Source organism: Bifidobacterium sp. MSK.17.10, from assembly GCF_019129655.1.
GTDB lineage: Bacteria > Actinomycetota > Actinomycetes > Actinomycetales > Bifidobacteriaceae > Bifidobacterium > Bifidobacterium adolescentis.
In genome coordinates this window covers 170,647-192,287 of sequence record NZ_JAHOJD010000001.1, presented here as the reverse complement: position 1 = coordinate 192,287, position 21,641 = coordinate 170,647, and the positions used below count along the sequence as shown (strand labels likewise).

The following is a 21,641-nucleotide window of genomic DNA, read 5'->3' as shown; positions in this document are numbered from 1 at the left end:
AGAATCGAGGAGGACTTCAAGTGGCAGACGCAAAGAAGGAAGAGCCGACCAAGCCGACTCCGGAAGAGAAGCTCGCCGCAGCCGAGGCTGAGGTCGACGCTCTGGTCAAGAAGGGCCTGAAGGCCCTTGATGAATTCGAGAAGCTCGATCAGAAGCAGGTTGACCGTATCGTCGCCAAGGCTTCCGTCGCAGCGCTGAACAAGCACTTGGTGCTCGCCAAGATGGCCGTCGAGGAGACCCACCGTGGTCTGGTGGAAGACAAGGCCACCAAGAACATCTTCGCCTGCGAGCATGTCACCAACTACCTGGCCGGACAGAAGACCGTCGGCATCATCCGCGAGGACGACGTGCTGGGCATCGACGAAATCGCCGAGCCGGTTGGCGTCGTCGCCGGCGTGACCCCGGTCACCAACCCGACCTCCACCGCCATCTTCAAGTCGCTGATCGCACTGAAGACCCGCTGCCCGATCATCTTCGGCTTCCACCCGGGCGCGCAGAAGTGCTCCGTAGAAGCCGCCAAGATCGTGCGTGACGCGGCCATCGAGGCAGGCGCTCCCGAGAACTGTATCCAGTGGATCGAGCACCCGTCCATCGAAGCCACCGGCGCCCTGATGAAGCATGACGGTATCGCCACCATCCTCGCCACCGGTGGTCCGGGCATGGTCAAGGCCGCATACTCCTCCGGCAAGCCGGCCCTCGGCGTCGGCGCTGGCAACGCTCCGGCATATGTCGACAAGAACGTTGACATCGTGCGCGCCGCCAACGATCTGGTGCTCTCCAAGCACTTCGATTACGGCATGATCTGCGCCACCGAGCAGGCCATCATCGCCGACAAGGAAGTCTACGCTCCGCTGATCAAGGAACTCAAGCGTCGCAAGGCCTACTTCGTGAACGACGAAGAGAAGGCCAAGCTCGAGCAGTACATGTTCGGCTGCACCGCATACTCCGGCCAGACCCCGAAGCTCAACTCTGTGGTGCCGGGCAAGTCCCCGCAGTACATCGCTAAGGCCGCAGGCTTTGAGATTCCGGAAGACGCCACCATCCTTGCCGCTGAGTGCAAGGAAGTCGGCGAGAACGAGCCGCTGACCATGGAGAAGCTTGCTCCGGTCCAGGCCGTGCTGAAGTCCGACAACAAGGAACAGGCCTTCGAGATGTGCGAAGCCATGCTCAAGCATGGTGCAGGCCACACCGCAGCCATCCATACCAACGATCAGGCTCTGGTCCGCGAGTACGGCCAGCGCATGCACGCCTGCCGTATCATCTGGAACTCCCCGAGCTCCCTCGGCGGCGTGGGCGACATCTACAACGCCATCGCCCCGTCCCTGACCCTGGGCTGCGGCTCCTACGGCGGCAACTCCGTGTCCGGCAACGTCCAGGCAGTCAACCTTCTCAACATCAAGCGCATCGCTCGGAGGAACAACAACATGCAGTGGTTCAAGATTCCGGCCAAGACCTACTTCGAGCCGAACGCCATCAAGTACCTGCGCGACATGTACGGCATCGAAAAGGCCGTCATCGTGTGCGATAAGGTCATGGAGCAGCTCGGCATCGTTGACAAGATCATCGATCAGCTGCGTGCACGTTCCAACCGCGTGACCTTCCGTATCATCGATTATGTCGAGCCGGAGCCGAGCGTGGAGACCGTCGAACGTGGCGCCACCATGATGCGCGAGGAGTTCGAGCCGGATACCATCATCGCCGTCGGCGGTGGTTCCCCGATGGATGCGTCCAAGATCATGTGGCTGCTGTACGAGCACCCGGAAATCTCCTTCTCCGATGTGCGTGAGAAGTTCTTCGATATCCGTAAGCGCGCGTTCAAGATTCCGCCGCTGGGCAAGAAGGCCAAGCTGGTCTGCATCCCGACTTCTTCCGGCACCGGTTCCGAAGTCACGCCGTTCGCTGTGATCACCGACCACAAGACCGGCTATAAGTACCCGATCACCGATTACGCGCTGACCCCGTCCGTCGCCATCGTCGATCCGGTGCTGGCACGTACTCAGCCGCGCAAGCTGGCTTCCGATGCTGGTTTCGATGCTCTGACCCACGCTTTTGAGGCTTATGTGTCCGTGTATGCCAACGACTTCACCGATGGTATGGCACTGCACGCTGCCAAGCTGGTTTGGGACAACCTCGCTGAGTCCGTCAATGGCGAGCCGGGTGAGGAGAAGACCCGTGCCCAGGAGAAGATGCATAATGCCGCCACCATGGCTGGCATGGCTTTCGGCTCCGCCTTCCTCGGCATGTGCCACGGCATGGCCCACACCATTGGTGCACTGTGCCACGTTGCCCACGGTCGTACCAACTCCATCCTTCTGCCGTACGTGATCCGTTACAACGGTTCCGTGCCGGAGGAGCCGACCAGCTGGCCGAAGTACAACAAGTACGTCGCTCCGGAACGCTATCAGGAGATCGCCAAGAACCTTGGCGTGAACCCGGGTAAGACTCCGGAAGAGGGCGTCGAGAACCTGGCCAAGGCTGTTGAGGATTACCGTGACAACAAGCTCGGTATGAACAAGAGCTTCCAGGAGTGCGGTGTGGATGAGGACTACTATTGGTCCATCATCGACCAGATCGGCATGCGTGCCTATGAGGATCAGTGCGCGCCGGCGAACCCGCGTATCCCGCAGATCGAGGATATGAAGGACATCGCCATCGCGGCCTACTACGGCGTCAGCCAGGCGGAAGGCCACAAGCTGCGCGTCCAGCGTCAGGGTGAGGCCGCCACGGAAGAGGCTTCCGAGCGCGCATGAGTCACCTCGCATATATAGGTCATCGATATTGATTTATATATAGGGTACTTGCGTTACATCGATAGACGCTATCGATAACGAGGAATTCGGTTGGATTTGTTCAATCGAATTCCTCGTTTTTATATATAGAAAAGCATTTTCGGATGATGCTGCATCATGATCGCAACCGACGATCAGCAATGTGCATCGCATTCGTTTTCAAGGACTTGAAAAACGGGACTTGAGACTGCGACACGCGAGGATTTCTTAAGACTACCCCTGATGCTTAAATAAAGAAGTTGCCTGATTTTAGGGCTCGCAAATTGTAATTCAAAAAGCGAGCGTGGCACAGCGGCTCACTCCGGTGAGAAGCTGCATGGCTGCGCACTGATGTGGTATGGCCACGGAACTTCCACGGTTCCGGGGGTCTTCTGCGCCGGTGCCCTTGGAAGCAGGCTGGTAAACAGTAAATAACGAATCGCTAGAAAGGGCGGAAGGCAATGGCGGGACAGAAAATCCGCATCAGGCTTAAGTCCTATGACCATGAGGTCATCGACCAATCGGCGAAGAAGATCGTCGAAACGGTGACGAACGCGGGCGCAACTGTGGTTGGCCCGGTTCCGCTCCCGACCGAGAAGAACGTGTTCGTCGTTATCCGTTCTCCTCACAAGTACAAGGATTCTCGCGAGCATTTCGAGATGCGCACTCATAAGCGTCTCATCGACATTGTGGACCCGACCCCGAAGGCCGTGGACTCCCTCATGCACATTGATTTGCCCGCAGACGTGAACATCGAGATCAAGCTGTAAGGGAGGAGGGAACCATTATGTCTAATCGCACCGCACTGCTGGGCAAGAAGCTCGGTATGTCTCAGGTCTGGGACGAGAACGGTTTCTTCGTTCCTGTGACCCTCGTTGACGTGTCCACCAACGTGGTGACCGCTGTCAAGTCCGAAGAGTCCGACGGCTACAAGGCTGTTCAGCTTGGCTACGGCCAGGTTGACCCGACCAAGGTGACCAAGCCGCTCGCCGGCCACTTCGCCAAGGCTGGCGTCACCCCGCGTCGTCACCTCGCTGAGGTCCGCACCGATAACGCCGAAGAGTTCGAGCCGGGTCAGGAGCTGACCGCTGAGCTGTTCCCGGAAGGCACCCTGGTCGACGTGACCGGTACCACCAAGGGCAAGGGCTTCGCAGGCACCATCAAGCGTTGGGGCTTCAAGTCCTATCGTCGTACCCACGGCTCTCACAAGAACGAGCGTCGTCCTGGCTCTGTTGGCGCATGCGCCACCCCGAGCCGCATCCTCAAGGGCAAGCGCATGGCTGGCCGCATGGGTCATGTGACCAACACCGCGCTGAACCTCACCATCGTTTCGTCGGATGTTGAGAACGGCGTGCTGGCTATCAAGGGCGCCATTCCGGGCCCGAAGGGCAGCATCGTTCTCGTCCGTTCGGCAGTGAAGGGAGCCTGATAAATCATGGCAAACGTTACTCTGAACGTCACCGATAACCAGGGCAAGGCCACCGGCACCGTCGATGCCCCGGCTGAGATCTTCGGCTTCTCCGCTGAAGAAGTTCAGTCCCGCATCCCGCTGATCCACCAGGTCGTCATCGCCCAGCTCGCCGCTGCTCGCCAAGGCACCCACGCCACCAAGACTCGTGGCATGGTTTCCGGCGGTGGCCGCAAGCCGTGGAAGCAGAAGGGCACCGGTCGTGCTCGTCAGGGCTCCATCCGTGCACCGCAGTGGTACCACGGCGGCACCGTGTTCGGTCCGCAGCCGCGTGACTACTCCCAGCGCACCCCGAAGAAGATGAAGGCCGCTGCTCTCAAGTACGTGCTTTCCGATCGTGCCAATGCCGGTCACGTGGCAGTCGTGGACTTCGGTGTTTCCGAAGCCCCGTCCACCAAGGCCGCCGTTGCCGCTCTTACCCCGGTGACCGAGAACAAGTTCACCACCGTGGTGCTCTCTCGCGAGAATGTGAACGAATGGCTTTCCGTTCGTAACATCCCGACCGTTCACCCGATCTTCGCCGATCAGCTCAACACGTACGATGTGGTCACCGCTCAGTACGTGGTCTTCTCCAAGGAAGGCTTTGATGCTTTCCTCGCTGCGAAGGCTGAGCCGGCTGCAAAGGAGGCCTGATTTTCATGGTCGCTATTCACAAGCCCGCACACGACATCATCCTCAAGCCTGTCGTTTCTGAGAAGAGCTACGCTCTGTCCGATCGCGGTCAGTACACCTTCGTGGTGGCCCCGAACGCGAACAAGGTTCAGATCAAGCAGGCAATCGAAGAGATCTTCAATGTCAAGGTGACGAACGTCAACACCCTCAACCGCGCCGGCAAGCGCCAGCGCACCCGCAACGGTTTCGGCCAGCGCGTCAATCAGAAGCGCGCCATCGTGACCGTCGCCGAGGGCCAGACGATCGACATCTTCGGTAACTGAAGGCTAGCCGAGAAAAGTTAAAGGAAGAACTAGATTATGGCTATCCGCGTTTATAAGCCGACGACTGCAGGCCGCCGTAACGCGTCCGTCTCGGACTTCTCCGAGCTTACGCGCTCCACGCCTGAGAAGTCGCTGGTTCGCAAGCTCAGCAAGACTGGCGGTCGTAACTCCTACGGCCGTATGACCTCCCGTCATCGCGGCGGCGGTCACAAGCGCCAGTACCGTCTCATCGACTTCAAGCGTTGGGACAAGGACGGCGTGCCGGCCAAGGTCGCTCACATCGAGTACGACCCAAACCGTTCCGCCCGCATCGCACTGCTGCACTACGCAGACGGTGAGAAGCGTTACATCATCGCTCCGGAAGGCATCAAGCAGGGCGACGTCATCGAGACCGGCGCTCAGGCTGATATCAAGCCGGGCAACAACCTGCCGCTGCGCAACATCCCGACCGGTACCGTGGTGCACGCGATTGAGCTCCGCCCGCTGGGTGGCGCCAAGATCGCCCGCTCCGCCGGTGCTGCCGTGCAGCTCGTCGCCAAGGATGGCGCCTACGCTCAGCTGCGTATGCCGTCCGGCGAAATCCGCAACGTGGACGCTCGCTGCCGCGCGACCGTTGGTGAGGTCGGCAACTCCGACCACGCCAACATCCAGCTTGGCAAGGCAGGCCGCGCTCGTTGGATGGGCAAGCGCCCGATCACCCGTGGTGAGTCCATGAACCCTGTCGATCACCCGCACGGCGGTCGTACCCGCGGTGGCAAGCCGCCGGTTTCTCCGTGGGGCAAGGGCGAGGTTCGTACCCGCCGTCCGAAGAAGGCTTCGAACAAGATGATTGTTCGTCGTCGCCCGAATGGTAAGAACCGTAAGTAAGGGAGTGTCGAGTAGATGACTCGTAGCATCAAGAAGGGCCCCTTCGTCGACGCCCACCTGCAGAAGAAAGTCGACGAGCAGAACGAGAAGGGTACGCACAACGTCATCAAGACGTGGTCCCGTCGTTCGATGATCACCCCTGATTTCATCGGACACACCTTCGCCGTTCACGATGGCCGCAAGCATGTTCCGGTGTTCGTCACCGAATCCATGGTTGGCCACAAGCTCGGTGAGTTCGCCCCGACCAAGACCTTCAAGGGTCATGTGAAGGACGACAAGAAGGCACGCCGCTAAAGGAGAGTAAGGACACATGGAAGCTAAAGCAATCGCTCGTCACGTCCGCGTGACGCCGCGCAAGGCTCGCCGTATGGTCGACCTCATCCGAGGCAAGAAGGCGACCGAAGCCATCACCATTCTGAAGTTCGCTCCGCAGGACGCATCCCTCCCGGTGCGTAAGGTCCTGGAGAGCGCCATCGCGAACGCTCGTGTGAAGGCCGACAAGGCCGGCGAGCCGTTCCGCGAGAACGACCTGGTCGTGAAGGAGACCTATGTGGACGAAGGCGTGACGCTCAAGCGTTTCCGCGCCCGTGCACAGGGCCGTGCCGCTCGTATCAACAAGCGCACCAGCCACATCACGGTCGTCGTCGCTAACAAGGAAGGAAACCGCTAAAGATGGGTCAGAAGATCAATCCGTTTGGCTACCGCCTGGGAATCACTGAGAACCATCGTTCCAAGTGGTTCTCCGATTCCAACAAGGTTGGCGAACGCTACCGCGACTTCGTTCTCGAAGATGACGCCATCCGCAAGGCCATGAGCAAGGACCTCGAGCGTGCGGGCGTGTCCCGTATCGTCATCGAGCGTACCCGCGACCGCGTGCGTGTGGACATCCACACCGCTCGTCCGGGCATCGTCATCGGCCGTCGTGGCGCTGAGGCTGAGCGCGTTCGCGCCAAGCTCGAGAAGCTCACCGGCAAGCAGGTCCAGCTCAACATCTTCGAAGTGAAGAACGCCGCACTGGACGCCCAGCTCGTCGCACAGGGCATCGCTGAGCAGCTCACCAACCGCGTGACCTTCCGTCGCGCGATGCGTAAGGCCCAGCAGGATGCCATGCGTGCAGGCGCCAAGGGTATCCGTATCAAGCTCTCCGGCCGCCTTGGTGGCGCCGAAATGAGCCGTTCCGAGTTCTATCGCGAGGGTCGCGTTCCGCTGCAGACCCTGCGTGCCCTCATTGATTACGGCTTCTTCGAGGCCAAGACCACTTACGGCCGTATCGGCGTGAAGGTCTGGATCTACAAGGGCGATATGACCGAGCGTGAGTTCGAAGAGCAGCAGGCACAGCAGAGCAACAACCGCCAGGGTCGTCGCGGCGATCGTCGTCCGCGTCGCGGCCAGCGCAACGCTGCTCCGCAGCAGAACGCAGCAGCAGAGGCTCCGGCCGCTGCTGAGGCACCTGCCGCAACGGAAACGAAGGAGTGAGCTGAGAATGCTTATCCCAAAGAGAACCAAGTATCGTAAGCAGCACCGTCCGGTCCGCCGTGGCATGTCCAAGGGCGGCAACGAGATCGCTTTCGGCGATTTCGGTATCCAGGCTCTGGCTCCGGCTTATGTGACCAACCGCCAGATCGAGGCCGCTCGTATCGCCATGACCCGCTACATCAAGCGTGGTGGCCGCGTGTGGATCACGATCTTCCCGGATCGTCCGCTGACCAAGAAGCCGCTCGGCACCCGAATGGGTTCCGGTAAGGGTACTCCGGAATTCTGGATCGCCAACGTCCACCCGGGTCGCGTTATGTTCGAGATCGGTGGCGTGTCCGAGGATGTCGCTCGTGAGGCTCTGCGCCGCGCAATCGACAAACTCCCCATGAAGTGCCGTGTTATTGCTCGTGAAGGCGGTGACATCTGATGGCAGTCGGAACTGCAGACTACACCATGAAGAATCTCAACGAGAAGACCAACGAGGAGATCGAGGGCTTCCTCAAGAAGTCCAAGGAAGAGCTGTTCAACCTGCGCTTCCAGTCCGCGACCGGTCAGCTCGAAAACACCGCCCGCCTCAAGGCGGTCAAGCACGACATCGCCAGGATGTACACCATCCTGCGCGAGCGTGAGCTCGGCATCAGCCAGGCCCCCGAGGCGACCGAAACGAAAGTTGAGGAGAAGTAATGGCTGAAGAGCGTAACTTCCGCAAGGTTCGTCGCGGTTACGTCGTGTCCGATAAGATGGACAAGACGATTTCCGTCGAGCTCGAGCAGCGTTCGACCCACCCGCTTTACGGCAAGGTTGTGCGCTCCACTCGTACGGTCAAGGTCCATGATGAACACAACGAGGCTCACATTGGCGACCTCGTGAGTATTATGGAGACTCGGCCCCTGAGCAAGACCAAGCGTTGGCGTCTCGATAGCATTATCGAGCGCGCTAAGTAAATAAGTTCGGCAAGGCTCCGTGAGTCACCCCGCCTGCTTCTAGCAGGCAGGCGGGGTGCTTGGGGAGAACCAGCTCGGCTAAGGAGAATCAATGATTCAGCAGGAAACGCGGCTTCATGTCGCCGACAACACGGGTGCGAAGGAACTCCTCGCCATCCGAGTGCTCGGCGGATCGAAGCGACGCTATGCCGGCATCGGTGACGTGATCGTCGCCTCCGTCAAGGACGCCATCCCTGGCGGGTCGGTCAAGAAGGGCGACGTCGTCAAGGCTGTCGTCGTCCGCACTGTCAAGGAACACCGTCGTGTCGACGGCTCCTACATCAAGTTCGACGAGAACGCCGCCGTCATTCTCGGCTCTGGCCGTGAACCGAAGGGCACTCGTATCTTCGGACCGGTCGGTCGTGAACTGCGCGACAAGCGCTTCATGAAGATCGTGTCCCTCGCCCCGGAGGTGATCTGACATGGCAGCCAAGATTAAGAGCGGCGACCTGGTCAAGGTCATCCGCGGCAAGGATCGCGGCAAGGAAGGCACCGTCAAGCAGGTGCTCAAGGACGATCGTCTGATCGTCGAGGGCGTGCAGATCGTCAAGAAGCACGTCCGCGCCACGCAGCAGGGCCAGCAGGCCGGCATCGTGGCTGTCGAGGCTCCGATTCATCGCTCCAACGTGATGGTCATCGATCCGGAGACCAAGCAGCCCACCCGCGTGCGCATCGTCGAAAAGGAAGAGGCTCGTGACGGCAAGGTGAAGACCGTGCGCGTGCGTGTCGCCAAGAAGTCCGGAAAGGAGCTGGCATGACCGATACCACTGTCGAAGCGCCGGCAACTCCGCGCTTGAAGCAGAAGTACAACGAGCAGATCGTGCCGGAGCTGGAGAAGGAATTCCACTACTCCAACCCGATGCAGGTCGCTCGCGTCCAGAAGGTCGTCGTCTCCATGGGCGTTGGCGCCGCAGCTCGCGACTCCAAGCTCATCGAAGGCGCTGTCAAGGACCTCACTCTGATCACCGGCCAGAAGCCGAAGATCACCAAGGCCAAGAAGTCTGTCGCGCAGTTCCATCTGCGTGAGGGCCAGGCCATCGGCGCCTACGTCACCCTGCGTGGCGAGCGCATGTGGGAGTTCCTGGATCGCCTTCTGACCATGGCTCTGCCGCGTATCCGTGATTTCCGCGGCATCAACGGCGACCAGTTCGATGGTCAGGGCAACTACAACTTTGGCCTCACCGAGCAGTCCATGTTCCACGAGATCGATCCGGATTCGATCGATCACCAGCGTGGTATGGACATCACCGTGGTGACCAGCACCAAGGACGACAAGGAAGCTCGCGTGCTCCTGAAGCACCTCGGCTTCCCCTTCAAGGAGAACTGATATGGCAAAAACCGCTCTTAAGAACAAGGCGGCCGCTAAGCCGAAGTTCAAGGTGCGCGCCTATACGCGTTGCCAGGTCTGCGGTCGTCCTCACTCCGTCTACCGCAAGTTCGGCCTCTGCCGCATCTGCCTTCGTGAGAAGGCCCACCGCGGCGAGCTGCCCGGCGTTACGAAGTCCAGTTGGTAAATATCGACGCTGAAGGTCCGCGGCCCGATCGCCTCTAAGGCGTGAGGGCGGCGGAAACCATGGCGAGAAAGGGCGTTAGCCCAAATGACAATGACAGATCCGATCGCAGACATGCTTACGCGTCTGCGTAATGCGAGCGCGGCAAAGCACGAGACCGTGGATATGCCGTACTCCAAGTTCAAGGCGAACATCGCTGAGATTCTGAAGCGTGAAGGCTACATCAAGGACTTCACCGCCAAGGAAGCCAAGGTTGGCCAGACTCTTGAGGTCACCCTCAAGTACGGTCCGAACGGCGAGCGTTCCATCCAGGGCATCAAGCGCATCTCCAAGCCGGGCCTGCGTCGTTACGCAAAGTCCGATGCTCTGCCGATGCCGCTCGGTGGCCTTGGCATCGCAATCATCTCGACTAGCTCGGGACTGCTGACCCAGAAGGAATGCCTCGACCGAGGCATCGGCGGCGAGATCGTCGCTTTCGTTTGGTGAGAAAGGAGAGCTGAAACATGGCATCGCATATTGGTAAGCTCCCCGTCACCATTCCGGCTGGCGTGGAAGTCAAGATCGACGGTCAGTCCTTTACCGCCAAGGGCGCTAAGGGCACTGACTCCTACGAGATTCCTGAAGGCATCACCGCAGTGGTCGAAGGCAACGAAGTTGTCCTCACCCCGGCTGATGACCTGCGTCCGACCCGTGCAAAGCACGGCCTGGCTCGCTCCATCGTGGCGGGCATGGTCAAGGGCGTGCACGAGGGTTATGCCAAGACTCTGGAGATCGTCGGTACCGGTTACCGCGCCCAGATGAAGGGCAAGGGCATTGAGTTCTCCCTCGGCTATTCCCACACCATCACCGTCGAGCCGCCGGCAGGCATCGAATTCGAACTGCCGAACCCGAACCAGGTGATCGTCAAGGGCATCGACAAGCAGGCTGTTGGCCAGTGCGCCGCTAACATTCGTAAGCTTCGTGCTCCGGAACCCTACAAGGGCAAGGGCATCAAGTACGCGGATGAGCACATTCTGCGCAAGGCTGGAAAGGCTGGTAAGTAATGAGCGTCCAGATTCTCGGTAAGGGCAAGAAGGTCGCGCTTAAGCGCCGTCACGCTCGTCTGCGCAAGCACATCAGCGGTACCCCGGAGCTTCCGCGTCTGGTGGTTACCCGTTCCAACCGTCACATGGTTGCCCAGATCATCGATGACACCAAGGGCGTCACTCTGGTGAGCGAATCCACTCTGACCAGCGATTTCGCTGGTTTCGAGGGCACCAAGACCGAAGCCGCCAAGAAGGTCGGCGAACTGATCGCCAAGAAGGCTCAGGACGCTGGCATCACCGCGGTCGTGTTCGATCGTGGCGGCAACAAGTATCATGGCCGCGTCGCAGCTGTCGCTGAAGGCGCCCGCGAGGGAGGTCTGGCACTGTGAGCGACAACGAAAAGGAAACCCAAGTGGCTGAAGAAACTCAGAACACTCAGGCTGCCGCTGAGTCCAACAACGAGGACCGCAAGTCCCGTCGTGGCCAGCGCGGTGAGGGTCGTCGTGGCGAGCGTCGCAACCGTCGTGAGGAATCTCACGAGAACGAGATGCTCGATCGCGTGGTGACCATCAACCGTGTGTCCAAGACCCACAAGGGTGGTCGTACGTTCAGCTTCGCCGCCCTCGTGGTGGTCGGCGATGGCAAGGGCACCGTCGGTGTCGGCTACGGCAAGTCCCGTGAGGTCCCGGCTGCAATCGCCAAGGGCCAGCTGGATGCCAAGAAGCACATGTTCACTGTGCCGCGCATCAAGGGTACCGTCACCCACCCGGTGATTGGCCACGATGCCGCTGGCACCGTGCTGCTGCGCCCGGCTGCTCCGGGTACCGGCGTTATCGCCGGCGGTGCAGTCCGCGCCGTCATGGAATGCGCTGGCATCACCGACGTCCTGACCAAGTCGATGGGCTCCGCCACCGCCGTCAACGTGGTGCGCGCAACCGTCGACGCCCTCAAGAAGCTCGAAGAGCCGGAAGAGATTGCCGCACGTCGTGGCATGTCTCTCGAAGAGGTGGCTCCGGACGCGCTGCTGCGTGCTCGCGCCGAAGGCATCGCCGAGGCCCGCAAGGCTCGTGAAGAGGCTCAGGCCAAGGCTGCTCAGAAGGACGGTGAGTGATGACTAACCTGAACATCAAGCTGCACCACGGTCTGGTGAATTCCACTCCGAAGCAGCGTGCTGCGGCTCAGACTCTGGGCCTGAACAAGATCGGCAAGACCGTGACTCGTGAGGACACTCCGGCCCTTCGTGGCCAGCTGCAGGTCCTCCGTCACCTGATCACCGTCGAGGAGGCTGACTGATTATGGCAGACATTCTGCAGATGCATGACCTGAAGCCGGCTCCGGGTGCCAACAAGGATCGTATCCGCGTTGGCCGTGGTGAAGGCTCCAAGGGTAAGACCTCGGGCCGTGGCGACAAGGGCACCAAGAAGCGCTATCAGGTTCGTCCGGGCTTCGAAGGTGGCCAGCTGCCGCTGTACATGCGCCTTCCGAAGCTGCGTGGCTTCAAGAACCCGTTCAAGAAGGAATACCAGGTCGTCAACGTGGCTGTTCTTGCGGAACTGTTCCCGCAGGGCGGCGAGATCACCGTGGCTGATCTGGTTGCCAAGGGTGCCGTCCGCAACGGCTTCCCGGTCAAGGTCCTGGGCGACGGCGAGGTTTCGGCTGCCTACACTCTCAAGGGTGTCAAGGCTTCCGCTTCCGCCAAGTCCAAGATCGAGGCTGCTGGCGGCTCCATTTCCGAGGACTGATTCCAACGGAATATAGCTGACTGAAGCTCAGACATGAGGCTTCCCCCGCTTTAGGGCGGGGGAAGCCTCATTCGTTTGCAGTCAAAATGCAATCATGCATGGAAAAACAAAAAAACAGACGAATAATGACGAAAACGCCATATCGGTAGACGCCGTACGCTAGACTCGAGCGTTAGAGTCTGTTTTTGCACGTGTGCGCAGGTGCGCACGACGATGGAAGGAACCCCAGGTGAGGACGTTAATCCAGGCCTTGAAGACCAAGGAATTGAGGAATAAAATCCTCTTCACCCTTGGTATCATCATCATTTATCGTATCGGTTCATTCATCCCGACCCCTGGCGTCGATTACACCGTCGTCCAGCAGTGCGTCGGCAAGATGAACAACGCTTCTGAGAACTTTATCGGTCTGGTGAACCTCTTCTCCGGCGGCGCCATGCTGCAGCTGTCGATTTTCGCATTGGGCGTCATGCCGTACATCACCGCATCGATCGTCATCCAGCTGCTGCGTGTGGTCATCCCTCGTTTCGAGGCACTGCACAAGGAAGGCCAGTCCGGCGAAGCCAAGCTGACCCAGTACACCCGTTACCTGACCATCGGCCTTGCCGTGCTGCAGTCCACCACCATCCTGGTGACCGCACGTTCCGGCGCGCTGTTCAACTACCAGTGCTCCCAGGTCGTTCCGGACGGTTCCGTGTGGAATCTCGTGGTCATGGTGCTCATCATGACCGGCGGCACCGGCCTCATCATGTGGATGGCCGAATTGGTCACCGACAAGGGCCTCGGCCAGGGTATGTCCATCCTTATCTTCATGTCCATCTGCTCCGGCTTCCTGCCGCAGCTGTGGGAGATCGGCTGGGGCACCAACGGTACCGATGGCAATTGGGGCAAGTTCGCCGCGGTCGTCGGCACGCTGCTGGTCATCATGATCCTTGTCATCTACGTCGAGCTTGCCCAGCGTCGTATTCCAGTGCAGTACACCCGCCGTATGATCGGCCGCAAGATGTACGGTGGCTCCTCCACCTACCTGCCGCTGAAGATCAACATGAGCGGCGTCATCCCGCCGATTTTCGCATCCTCCATCCTGGCCGTGCCGACGCTGATCGCGCAGTTCGGCAATTCCGACCAGTCCTGGGTCAAGTGGATCAACTCCAACCTGGCCAACACCACATCCGTGTGGTACATCGCACTGTACGCGCTGATGATCGTGTTCTTCTGCTTCTTCTACACGGAGATCACCTTCAACCCGGACGAGACCGCCGACAACATGAAGCAGTACGGCGGCTTCATTCCGGGCATCCGCGCGGGAAGCGCCACCAGCAACTACCTGAGCTACGTGATGAACCGTCTGAACACGGTCGGCGCCGTCTACCTGCTGTTCGTGGCGCTTATCCCGACGGTGCTCATCATGGCGCTGAATCTGAACACCAAGCTGCCGTTCGGCGGCACCACCATCCTGATCATCGCAGGCGTCGGCCTCGACACCCTGCGCCAGGCCAAGGCCCAGACCGAACAGTTCCAGTACGCTGGCTTCCTGTTCGAGGACACCGACCACAAGGAAGGTAAGTAACCACTTGAATCGTGATGCCGTTTCCGTTGATCGGGAGCGGTATCACGATTTTTATGTTAGGTAATCCATCATCCGAAAATCCCCGTTGAGGGGAATGAACGAAACGGAGAACAACACATGCGACTGCTGATCATGGGCCCGCAGGGCGTAGGCAAGGGCACCCAGGCCGCTCTGCTGAGCGAGCACTACGGAATCCCGGCGATCTCCACCGGCGATATCTTCCGCTACAACATCAAGAACAAGACCGAGCTCGGCGTCGAAGCGCTCAAGTACATCGACAAGGGCGAGCTTGTGCCGGACGAGCTGACCAACAAGATCGTCAAGGACCGTCTGGCCATGGACGACGCCAAGAACGGCTGGATTCTCGATGGCTATCCGCGCAACGCCTCCCAGGTCGAGGCTCTCGACGCCATCCTGGGCGAGCTGGACACCCCGCTTGACGCGGTCGTCGCACTGGATGCAGATCACGACGTGCTCATGGAGCGTATGAAGAAGCGCGCCGAAATCGAAGGCCGCTCCGACGACACCCCTGAAGCCATCGCCAAGCGTCTTGACGTGTACGCCAAGGAGACCGCGCCGCTGCTGGACATCTACCAGAAGCGCGGCCTGCTCAAGACGTTCAATGGCGTCGGCGCCGTCGACGAGATCCAGGCCACCATCGTGGCGGAGCTTGGCTGAAGGAAAAACCAAGCAGAATAACATATTTCCAACGAAAGCGGGAATCGCGACACGCCGAACGTGTCTTGATTCCCGCTTTCGTGTATTCTTGCAAGTTGGTGTGTCTTCGGGCACGCATAGTAATCGCCAAGGAACGGAACGAGGCTCATGGCTAAAGACGGTGTGATTGAAGTCGAAGGACAGGTAGTGGAAGCACTGCCGAACGCGATGTTTCGTGTTGAACTCGAAAACAAGCATATCGTGCTCGCAACCATTTCGGGCAAGATGAGGAAGAATTACATCCGCATCCTGCCGCAGGATCGTGTTGTGCTGGAGATGAGCCCCTACGATCTGAACCGCGGCCGTATTACGTACCGTTACAAGTAAAGGTACACAAGCAAAGGAAAACCATGAAGGTCAGCCCTAGTGTGAAGAGGATCTGCGAGAACTGCCGCGTGATCCGTCGTCACGGCCGCGTCATGGTGATCTGCGTCAACCCGCGCCATAAGCAGCGTCAGGGCTGAGAGCAGATCCAGCGGCATAAACAGTACAGGCGCTGAGTCACAGCCCGTGAAAGCGGGATGAACCCCGGGTACGCAGGCCCGGGCCGGGAAACCGGACGACTCGGTGCAAGACCTGCGGAAAACAGAAGGAATCGCAATGGCACGTCTTGCCGGAGTCGACATCCCCAATGAGAAGCGCATCGAGATTGCCCTCACCTACATCTTTGGTGTTGGTCGTACTCGTGCCAAGGAAACGCTTGCCGCGACCGGTATCAATCCGGACATTCGCGTCAAGGATCTGACGGATGAGCAGCTGATTACGCTGCGTGATTACCTTGAGGGTAACTACAAGATCGAGGGTGATCTGCGTCGTGAAATCGATGCGGACATCCGCCGTAAGATCCAGATCAACTGCTACCAAGGCCAGCGTCACCGTAAGGGACTTCCTGTGCGCGGTCAGCGCACCAAGACCAATGCTCGTACCCGCAAGGGCCCGAAGCGCACGGTCGCCGGAAAGAAGAAGGCCACCAAGTAATCGGTGGCTGACAGTTCAAGCCACGAGGTGTGAGCCTCATCGTTTGAACATCAAAGCAAATTCGTTATTAGGAAACGAGGGTCAATGGCAGCTCAAAAGCAAGCCGCGCGCAAGCCGCGTCGCCGCGACCGCAAGTCGGTCCCGGTTGGGCAGGCGCACATCAAGTCCACTTTCAACAACACCATCATTTCGATCACCGACCCGTCCGGCGCAGTTGTGTCCTGGGCGTCCGGTGGCGATGTCGGCTTCAAGGGCTCCCGTAAGTCCACGCCGTACGCCGCTGGCATGGCCGCCGAATCCGCAGCCCGCAAGGCTATGGAGCACGGTCTCAAGAAGGTCGACGTGTTCGTGAAGGGCCCGGGTTCCGGTCGTGAAACCGCCATCCGTTCCCTGCAGTCCGCCGGACTCGAAGTCGGTTCCATCACCGACGTCACCCCGCAGGCACACAACGGCGTTCGTCCTCCGAAGCGCCGTCGCGTCTGAGCACTAGAAGAAATCATCAATCCAACGCCGCTTATGGCCGGTGAGTGCACCACCGGCCTGAAGCTGAAAGGATAACCACAGTGCTTATCGCACAGCGTCCGACACTTACCGAGGAATCTCTCAACCCTCAGCGTTCCCGCTTCACCATCGAGCCTCTTGAGCCTGGTTTCGGCTACACGCTTGGCAACTCGCTGCGCCGTACCCTCCTGAGCTCCATTCCGGGAGCGGCTGTGACTTCGGTGCGTATCTCCGGCGTCCCGCACGAGTTCACCACTCTGCCGGGTGTTGAAGAGGACGTTACCGAAATCCTGCTGAACATCAAGGGCATCGTGCTCACCAGCGAATACGATGAGCCGGTTGTCATGTATCTGCGCAAGAGCGGCAAGGGCGAGGCCACCGCGGGCGACATCACCCCGCCGGCCGGCGTCACCATCGCCAACCCGGACATGCATATCGCTACCCTCGCCGAAGATGGCGAACTCGAGATCGAGTTCACCGTCGAGCGTGGCCGCGGCTATGTGCCCGCCCAGATGAACAAGCAGGATAACGCCGAGATCGGCCGCATTCCGGTCGACTCGATCTACTCCCCGGTGCTCAAGGTGAGCTATCGTGTGGAAGCCACCCGCGTTGAACAGCGCACTGACTTCGACAAGCTCATCCTGGACGTGGAGACCAAGCCGGCTATCTCCCCGCGCGATGCAGTCGCATCCGCAGGCTCCACCCTGGTGGAACTCTTCGGTCTGTGCCGTGAGCTCAACACCCAGGCTGAGGGCGTCGAGGTTGGCCCTGCTCCTGTGGCAGAGGAAACCAACCCGGAGATGAACATCCCGATCGAGGACCTGAACCTCACCCAGCGCAGCTACAACTGCCTGAAGCGCGAGGGCATCCACACGATCGGCGAGCTGGTCGCCCACACCGAGCAGGATCTGCTCGATATCCGCAATTTCGGTATGAAGTCCATCGATGAAGTCAAGGAGAAGCTCCAGTCTCTGGGACTCGCCCTCAAGGCTTCCCCGCTGGGTAACTTCGATGCCAATAATCTCGAAGGTGGCACCTTCTTCTCGCCGGAAGACGAGTGATCCGCCACTTTTGACCTAACCGCTTCGTTGGATTCGGACGTTCGGGCAACTGCCCACCTGAATCCAACGGGGCTTTCAAGGAGAAACAATGCCTACACCAAAGAAGGGTCCGCGTCTGGCCTCCAGCCCGGCTCATGAGCGTCTTATGCTCGCGAACATGGCCACCAGTCTGTTCCAGAACGGCCGCATCACCACCACCCTGCCGAAGGCCAAGCGTCTTCGTCCGCTGGCCGAGCGCCTGATCACGCTCGCCAAGCGTGGTGATCTGCACAACCGTCGTCGCGTGATGCGCGTCATCCGCAACAAGTCCGTCGTGCACAAGCTGTTCACCGAGATCGCCGAGCAGATGGAGCAGCGCGAAGGCGGCTACACCCGCATCGTCAAGATCGCTCCGCGTCGCGGCGATGCCGCTCCGGCAGCCATCATCGAGCTCGTCACCGAGCCGGTGAGCCCGAAGCAGGCCGTGGTGAAGGAAGCCGAAGCCGCAACCAAGGTTGCCGCTGCCGAGGCTCCGGAAGCCGCCGCTGAAGAGGCTACCGCTGAGAACGCCGAGTGAATCGCTCTTAGCTGATTGAAGGCCGGGAATCGCAAGGTTCCCGGCCTTTGTCATATCTGCTGCCAAGACTGTCGCGCCACATGCCTCACTATGCCAGCCATTTGCTATGCTCAATGCCGTGAGACTACGCATCGATTTGGCATATGACGGTACCGGCTTCTACGGATGGGCGAAACAGCCCGAAATACGTACGGTACAGGGCGAAATCGAACGCGTGCTGCATACCATTCTTCGCGTACCGGAAGGAGACCCGACCGAACCGCTGCGCCTTACCGTGGCCGGACGAACCGACACCGGCGTGCACGCCTCGCATCAGGTATGCCATCTGGACGTCAACGAGGACGTGCTCAAACGCTGCGTCGGCCACATGGACGTGCCGCCCGTCATCGCGCTTACCCGCAGACTTCAGCGCATGCTGCCGGCCGATATCGCAATCCGCGGCATCGCACCCGCTCCGGACGGTTTCGACGCGCGTTTCTCCGCGTTGGAACGTACCTACGTGTACCGAATCGCCGATAGGTCAAGCGAGGTGGACCCCCGTACCAGAAACTTCGTATTGCATATCGACGATGAACTTGACCTCAAATCCATGAACGAAGCCGCTGCGATGACGATCGGCCTGCACGATTTCGGCTCGTTCTCCACCCCAAATCCGGGCGGCACCACCATACGCGAGGTGAAGACCGCGTATTGGCGTCGCGTGCCGCAGCGGACGCTTATCGACGACGGCATGACGATGGGGGAGCGGTACCGTACGCCGACCGTGGAATCGGGCCTCGTCTGCTTCGTGATCGTCGCCGACGCGTTTGCACGCAATATGGTGCGCTCCCTCGTCAACGGCTGCGTGCAGGTCGGTATCGGCAAACGTTCCCTCGACTGGTTTGCAGGAAAAATGGCGGCTCCGCTGCGCGAAGGCTCCACAGGACCGATCGCGCCGCAAGGACTGACGCTGGAGCATATCGAATATCCGGCCGACGACCAGCTGGCGGTCCGCGCCGAAGCCATTCGCGCCAAGCGCACACTGTAGCTTTATTGCGATTGTCATAGCCATGTTACGGGCGATTGTCATGTCCATTGCCGAGACATTGTCGTAACAGACCGTTTCGTTTTCCGGAAACGCTGGTTCGTTAGGTTTTTCTTCCATCAAGGCACGATGCCTCAGATTGGCATGCGTTCGCATGGGGTGGAAGGGAGCGTGGAACGATGATTGAATCCGCCGCACGAAGGTTGGCTTCGGAACTGGTCGATCGTCGGGAGTCGATCAACCGTGAGCTGAGCCGTAATGGCGTACGGTTCGGCATCTACAAGAACGGCGAGTACCATGACCGGCTGTTTCCGTACGATCCGATTCCGCGCATCATCGAATCGGACGAATTCGACAGAATGGAAGCCGGACTGAAACAGCGCGTCAACGCGTTGAACGCCTACCTGCGCGACATCTACTCCGACAAGCAGGCCATCAAGGACGGCATCGTGCCGGAAGAATACGTGTACACGTCCGCGGGATACTTTCCGCAAGTCAACGGCGTGACACCTCCGGGCGGCGTGTTCGCGCACGTCGCCGGCGAGGACCTGGTGCAGGGGCAGGACGGGCAATGGTGGGTGCTGGAAGACAATCTGCGCATTCCATCCGGTGCCAGCTATCCGCTGTTCGCCCGCGATATCGAACGCAGAATCACGCCCAGCCTGTTCCGCAACGTACGTGTGCGCGACAATCGCGATTATCCACGACTGCTGCGCCAATCCATGGATTTCGTCTCCACCGACGGCATAGCAGTGGTGCTCACCCCCGGCAGGTACAATTCCGCGTTCTTCGAACATGCATACCTGGCCGAGAAAACCGGCGCGGCGCTCGCGTTCCCCGAAGACCTCGAAGTCGTGGACAACAAAGTGTACTTCCTCGACTATGCCGGCAGGAAACACCGCGTCGGCGTGGTCTACCGCCGTCTGTCCGACGAATATCTCGACCCGTTCGCGTTCAACCCGGATTCCGTGATCGGCGTGCCGGGAATCCTGTCCGCCTACAGGTCGGGCAATGTGGCGATCGTCAACGCTCCGGGCAACGGCGCGGCCGACGACAAGGCCATCTACTATTTCGTGCCGAACATGATCCGCTATTATCTCGGCGAAGAGCCGATTCTGCACAATGCGCCGACCTACATGCCGATGTTCGACAAGGACCGCAAGGAGGTACTCGACAGGCTCGGCGAACTGGTCATCAAGGATGTGGCGGAAGCGGGCGGCTACGGCGTCGTGTTCGGCTCATCGCTCGACCGGTCGCGGCGAGAGGAACTGGCCGAACGCATCAAGGCCGAACCGCGCCGGTTCATCGCGCAGGAGGTCATCCAATTCAAGGACATCGACGTGGTGGACCCCGAAACCGGACAGATGAGCCCACGTAAATGCGATCTGCGCGCCTTCGTGGTGACCGGCAAGAACACGCACGCATGGTATTCGGGACTGACACGCTACTCGTCCATACCGGGCCAGATGATCGTCAACTCATCACAGGGCGGCGGTTTCAAGGACACCTGGGTACTGGCCAAAGAGACCGGCGTGGAGCATGATTACGCACCCGGCTCGGAGGTCGTGCGCGTGCTGGAGCAGTCCCGCAAGCACTCGCTGGCACTCGTCACCGCGTCGAAGGCCGACAACCTGTTCTGGCTCGGCCGCTACACGGAACGCGTATTCACCACGCTGAGCCAATTCTTCCCCTTCTACGACCGTGTGATGGACACGGATGTGGACGCGTTCCGACCGTTCGCCCGTGCGCTCGACCTGCCGGAGGATTTCGAGGATTTCGACGCGTTCATCCACAGCTTCCTGTACGACGAGAAGAATCCGGATTCCGTACGCAGCGCCATCGTCTACGCGTTCAACAACGCGGTGATTCTGCGCCCCGAACTTGGTTCTCGTTCGTTGCAGCAGGTGGAGTTGGCCATGAGCTCCATAGTGGAGGCATCCGAATACGGCGGCACGGACGCGGACATCTTCAAACACCGCGACATCGCGGACAACATGCTCGCCTTCTGGGGAGGTGTGGAGAATTCCCCCCGTCGAACCGACTCTGAAATCGTTCATTTTCGTGGGCAAATATCTGGAACGTCTGGATCTGTACACACGATTCGGATATTCCGTGGAAGAGCTCAAGGCGCCGCTCGCCAAACTGGGCAGCTACATCCTGCCGTTGAACGGTCTGCCGGTACCGCAATGCTTCGCCGAAGGATTGCGCTGGCTGGTCGGCCAGCTGCCGCAGCGGGGATATGCGGAGCTTGCGGAAAAACTGGGGATGCTGCTGACAGATTTCGATGGGCGCATCTCCACGAAGGATCTGAAGGATCTGGGCATGCTCAACACGATGGACATGGACGCCGCGCGACTGTGAAGAATACGTGCCACAGCCATCGCACGGTGCGTGTATAACGGCTGGAACAAGGCCCACGGCGTGGAAAACGCCGAAGGAACGACAATAATCGCTGAGGAGAC

At 59.8% G+C, this 21,641-nt stretch carries 31 protein-coding genes and 1 pseudogene; all 32 read left to right on the top strand.

The features are described from left to right. Nucleotides 1-20: 20 nt before the first annotated feature. The 32 genes and pseudogenes from adhE to KSX58_RS00690 all read left to right on the top strand — a co-directional run bounded on the left by adhE (nt 21) and on the right by KSX58_RS00690 (nt 21,540). Entirely contained in the window at nt 21-2,750 is a 2,730-nt protein-coding gene (gene adhE, locus KSX58_RS00845; RefSeq protein ID WP_151907334.1) for a bifunctional acetaldehyde-CoA/alcohol dehydrogenase, read from the top strand. 479 nt (nt 2,751-3,229) lie between these two features. Beyond that, the gene (gene rpsJ, locus KSX58_RS00840; protein ID WP_003808013.1) at nt 3,230-3,538 is read left to right on the top strand and encodes a 30S ribosomal protein S10; all 309 of its coding nucleotides are present in this window, start codon (nt 3,230-3,232) and stop codon (nt 3,536-3,538) included. Nucleotides 3,539-3,555: 17 nt separating this feature from the next. Further along, nucleotides 3,556-4,197, top strand: a complete 642-nt coding sequence (gene rplC, locus KSX58_RS00835) for a 50S ribosomal protein L3 (RefSeq protein WP_003808016.1) — start codon at nt 3,556-3,558, stop codon at nt 4,195-4,197. 6 nt (nt 4,198-4,203) lie between these two features. After that, nucleotides 4,204-4,869 (top strand): 50S ribosomal protein L4, encoded by a 666-nt coding sequence (rplD, locus tag KSX58_RS00830; RefSeq protein WP_003808018.1) that lies wholly within the window; start codon nt 4,204-4,206, stop codon nt 4,867-4,869. A gap of 5 nt (nt 4,870-4,874) precedes the next feature. Continuing rightward, a complete protein-coding gene (gene rplW / locus KSX58_RS00825) occupies nt 4,875-5,171 on the top strand; it encodes a 50S ribosomal protein L23 (protein ID WP_003808021.1) in 297 nt (98 codons plus the stop codon). A 36-nt stretch (nt 5,172-5,207) separates the two neighbouring features. Next, nucleotides 5,208-6,038, top strand: coding sequence for a 50S ribosomal protein L2 (rplB, locus tag KSX58_RS00820; protein WP_003808023.1), 831 nt, complete (start codon nt 5,208-5,210; stop codon nt 6,036-6,038). Between the two features lie 15 nt (nt 6,039-6,053). Continuing rightward, nucleotides 6,054-6,332 carry a 30S ribosomal protein S19 gene (rpsS, locus tag KSX58_RS00815; protein ID WP_003808025.1) on the top strand — a complete coding sequence of 93 codons (279 nt, stop codon included), beginning with the start codon at nt 6,054-6,056 and terminating at the stop codon, nt 6,330-6,332. 16 nt (nt 6,333-6,348) lie between these two features. Further along, a complete protein-coding gene (gene rplV / locus KSX58_RS00810; protein ID WP_003808026.1) occupies nt 6,349-6,708 on the top strand; it encodes a 50S ribosomal protein L22 in 360 nt (119 codons plus the stop codon). A 2-nt stretch (nt 6,709-6,710) separates the two neighbouring features. Then, complete coding sequence (gene rpsC, locus KSX58_RS00805; RefSeq protein WP_026646506.1) at nt 6,711-7,514, top strand: 30S ribosomal protein S3; 804 nt, start codon at nt 6,711-6,713, stop codon at nt 7,512-7,514. A gap of 7 nt (nt 7,515-7,521) precedes the next feature. Further along, entirely contained in the window at nt 7,522-7,941 is a 420-nt protein-coding gene (gene rplP, locus KSX58_RS00800) for a 50S ribosomal protein L16 (RefSeq protein WP_003835996.1), read from the top strand. Continuing rightward, nucleotides 7,941-8,198: a 50S ribosomal protein L29 gene (gene rpmC, locus KSX58_RS00795; RefSeq protein ID WP_038444082.1), complete on the top strand. Its 258-nt coding sequence runs from the start codon at nt 7,941-7,943 to the stop codon at nt 8,196-8,198. Before rplP ends, rpmC begins: the two co-directional genes overlap by 1 nt. After that, the gene (gene rpsQ / locus KSX58_RS00790; RefSeq protein WP_003808036.1) at nt 8,198-8,458 is read left to right on the top strand and encodes a 30S ribosomal protein S17; all 261 of its coding nucleotides are present in this window, start codon (nt 8,198-8,200) and stop codon (nt 8,456-8,458) included. The genes rpmC and rpsQ overlap by 1 nt, the downstream gene beginning before the upstream one ends. Before the next feature lie 91 nt (nt 8,459-8,549). Next, a complete protein-coding gene (rplN, locus tag KSX58_RS00785; protein WP_003808038.1) occupies nt 8,550-8,918 on the top strand; it encodes a 50S ribosomal protein L14 in 369 nt (122 codons plus the stop codon). A 1-nt stretch (nt 8,919) separates the two neighbouring features. Next, nucleotides 8,920-9,255, top strand: a complete 336-nt coding sequence (rplX, locus tag KSX58_RS00780) for a 50S ribosomal protein L24 (protein WP_003808040.1) — start codon at nt 8,920-8,922, stop codon at nt 9,253-9,255. After that, nucleotides 9,252-9,824: a 50S ribosomal protein L5 gene (rplE, locus tag KSX58_RS00775; RefSeq protein WP_003808042.1), complete on the top strand. Its 573-nt coding sequence runs from the start codon at nt 9,252-9,254 to the stop codon at nt 9,822-9,824. The genes rplX and rplE overlap by 4 nt, the downstream gene beginning before the upstream one ends. 1 nt (nt 9,825) lies before the next feature. Next, the gene (locus KSX58_RS00770) at nt 9,826-10,011 is read left to right on the top strand and encodes a type Z 30S ribosomal protein S14 (RefSeq protein WP_003808046.1); all 186 of its coding nucleotides are present in this window, start codon (nt 9,826-9,828) and stop codon (nt 10,009-10,011) included. Between the two features lie 84 nt (nt 10,012-10,095). Beyond that, nucleotides 10,096-10,494, top strand: a complete 399-nt coding sequence (gene rpsH, locus KSX58_RS00765) for a 30S ribosomal protein S8 (protein ID WP_003808048.1) — start codon at nt 10,096-10,098, stop codon at nt 10,492-10,494. Nucleotides 10,495-10,511: 17 nt separating this feature from the next. Next, complete coding sequence (gene rplF, locus KSX58_RS00760) at nt 10,512-11,051, top strand: 50S ribosomal protein L6 (protein WP_003808049.1); 540 nt, start codon at nt 10,512-10,514, stop codon at nt 11,049-11,051. After that, on the top strand, nt 11,051-11,422 hold the full coding sequence (gene rplR / locus KSX58_RS00755; protein WP_003808051.1) for a 50S ribosomal protein L18: 372 nt from the start codon (nt 11,051-11,053) through the stop codon (nt 11,420-11,422). Before rplF ends, rplR begins: the two co-directional genes overlap by 1 nt. Beyond that, entirely contained in the window at nt 11,419-12,144 is a 726-nt protein-coding gene (gene rpsE, locus KSX58_RS00750; protein WP_003808052.1) for a 30S ribosomal protein S5, read from the top strand. The genes rplR and rpsE overlap by 4 nt, the downstream gene beginning before the upstream one ends. Continuing rightward, nucleotides 12,141-12,326, top strand: coding sequence for a 50S ribosomal protein L30 (gene rpmD / locus KSX58_RS00745; RefSeq protein WP_011742827.1), 186 nt, complete (start codon nt 12,141-12,143; stop codon nt 12,324-12,326). Before rpsE ends, rpmD begins: the two co-directional genes overlap by 4 nt. 2 nt (nt 12,327-12,328) lie before the next feature. Beyond that, nucleotides 12,329-12,775: a 50S ribosomal protein L15 gene (gene rplO / locus KSX58_RS00740; protein ID WP_003808057.1), complete on the top strand. Its 447-nt coding sequence runs from the start codon at nt 12,329-12,331 to the stop codon at nt 12,773-12,775. Between the two features lie 229 nt (nt 12,776-13,004). Further along, nucleotides 13,005-14,342 (top strand): preprotein translocase subunit SecY, encoded by a 1,338-nt coding sequence (secY, locus tag KSX58_RS00735; protein WP_003808061.1) that lies wholly within the window; start codon nt 13,005-13,007, stop codon nt 14,340-14,342. 117 nt (nt 14,343-14,459) lie between these two features. Beyond that, nucleotides 14,460-15,020 carry an adenylate kinase gene (locus tag KSX58_RS00730; protein ID WP_003808063.1) on the top strand — a complete coding sequence of 187 codons (561 nt, stop codon included), beginning with the start codon at nt 14,460-14,462 and terminating at the stop codon, nt 15,018-15,020. Nucleotides 15,021-15,167: 147 nt separating this feature from the next. Then, nucleotides 15,168-15,386 (top strand): translation initiation factor IF-1, encoded by a 219-nt coding sequence (gene infA, locus KSX58_RS00725; RefSeq protein ID WP_003808114.1) that lies wholly within the window; start codon nt 15,168-15,170, stop codon nt 15,384-15,386. 23 nt (nt 15,387-15,409) lie between these two features. Continuing rightward, nucleotides 15,410-15,523 carry a 50S ribosomal protein L36 gene (gene rpmJ, locus KSX58_RS00720; RefSeq protein ID WP_003808136.1) on the top strand — a complete coding sequence of 38 codons (114 nt, stop codon included), beginning with the start codon at nt 15,410-15,412 and terminating at the stop codon, nt 15,521-15,523. A gap of 136 nt (nt 15,524-15,659) precedes the next feature. Beyond that, entirely contained in the window at nt 15,660-16,037 is a 378-nt protein-coding gene (rpsM, locus tag KSX58_RS00715; RefSeq protein ID WP_003808138.1) for a 30S ribosomal protein S13, read from the top strand. Nucleotides 16,038-16,121: 84 nt separating this feature from the next. Further along, nucleotides 16,122-16,520 (top strand): 30S ribosomal protein S11, encoded by a 399-nt coding sequence (rpsK, locus tag KSX58_RS00710; protein ID WP_003808141.1) that lies wholly within the window; start codon nt 16,122-16,124, stop codon nt 16,518-16,520. Nucleotides 16,521-16,600: 80 nt separating this feature from the next. Beyond that, on the top strand, nt 16,601-17,599 hold the full coding sequence (locus KSX58_RS00705) for a DNA-directed RNA polymerase subunit alpha (RefSeq protein ID WP_021913098.1): 999 nt from the start codon (nt 16,601-16,603) through the stop codon (nt 17,597-17,599). An 88-nt stretch (nt 17,600-17,687) separates the two neighbouring features. After that, a complete protein-coding gene (gene rplQ / locus KSX58_RS00700) occupies nt 17,688-18,155 on the top strand; it encodes a 50S ribosomal protein L17 (protein ID WP_011742830.1) in 468 nt (155 codons plus the stop codon). Between the two features lie 106 nt (nt 18,156-18,261). Further along, the gene (gene truA, locus KSX58_RS00695) at nt 18,262-19,182 is read left to right on the top strand and encodes a tRNA pseudouridine(38-40) synthase TruA (RefSeq protein WP_217735841.1); all 921 of its coding nucleotides are present in this window, start codon (nt 18,262-18,264) and stop codon (nt 19,180-19,182) included. A gap of 176 nt (nt 19,183-19,358) precedes the next feature. Then, nucleotides 19,359-21,540, top strand: a pseudogene (locus KSX58_RS00690) (circularly permuted type 2 ATP-grasp protein). Nucleotides 21,541-21,641 lie beyond the last annotated feature (101 nt).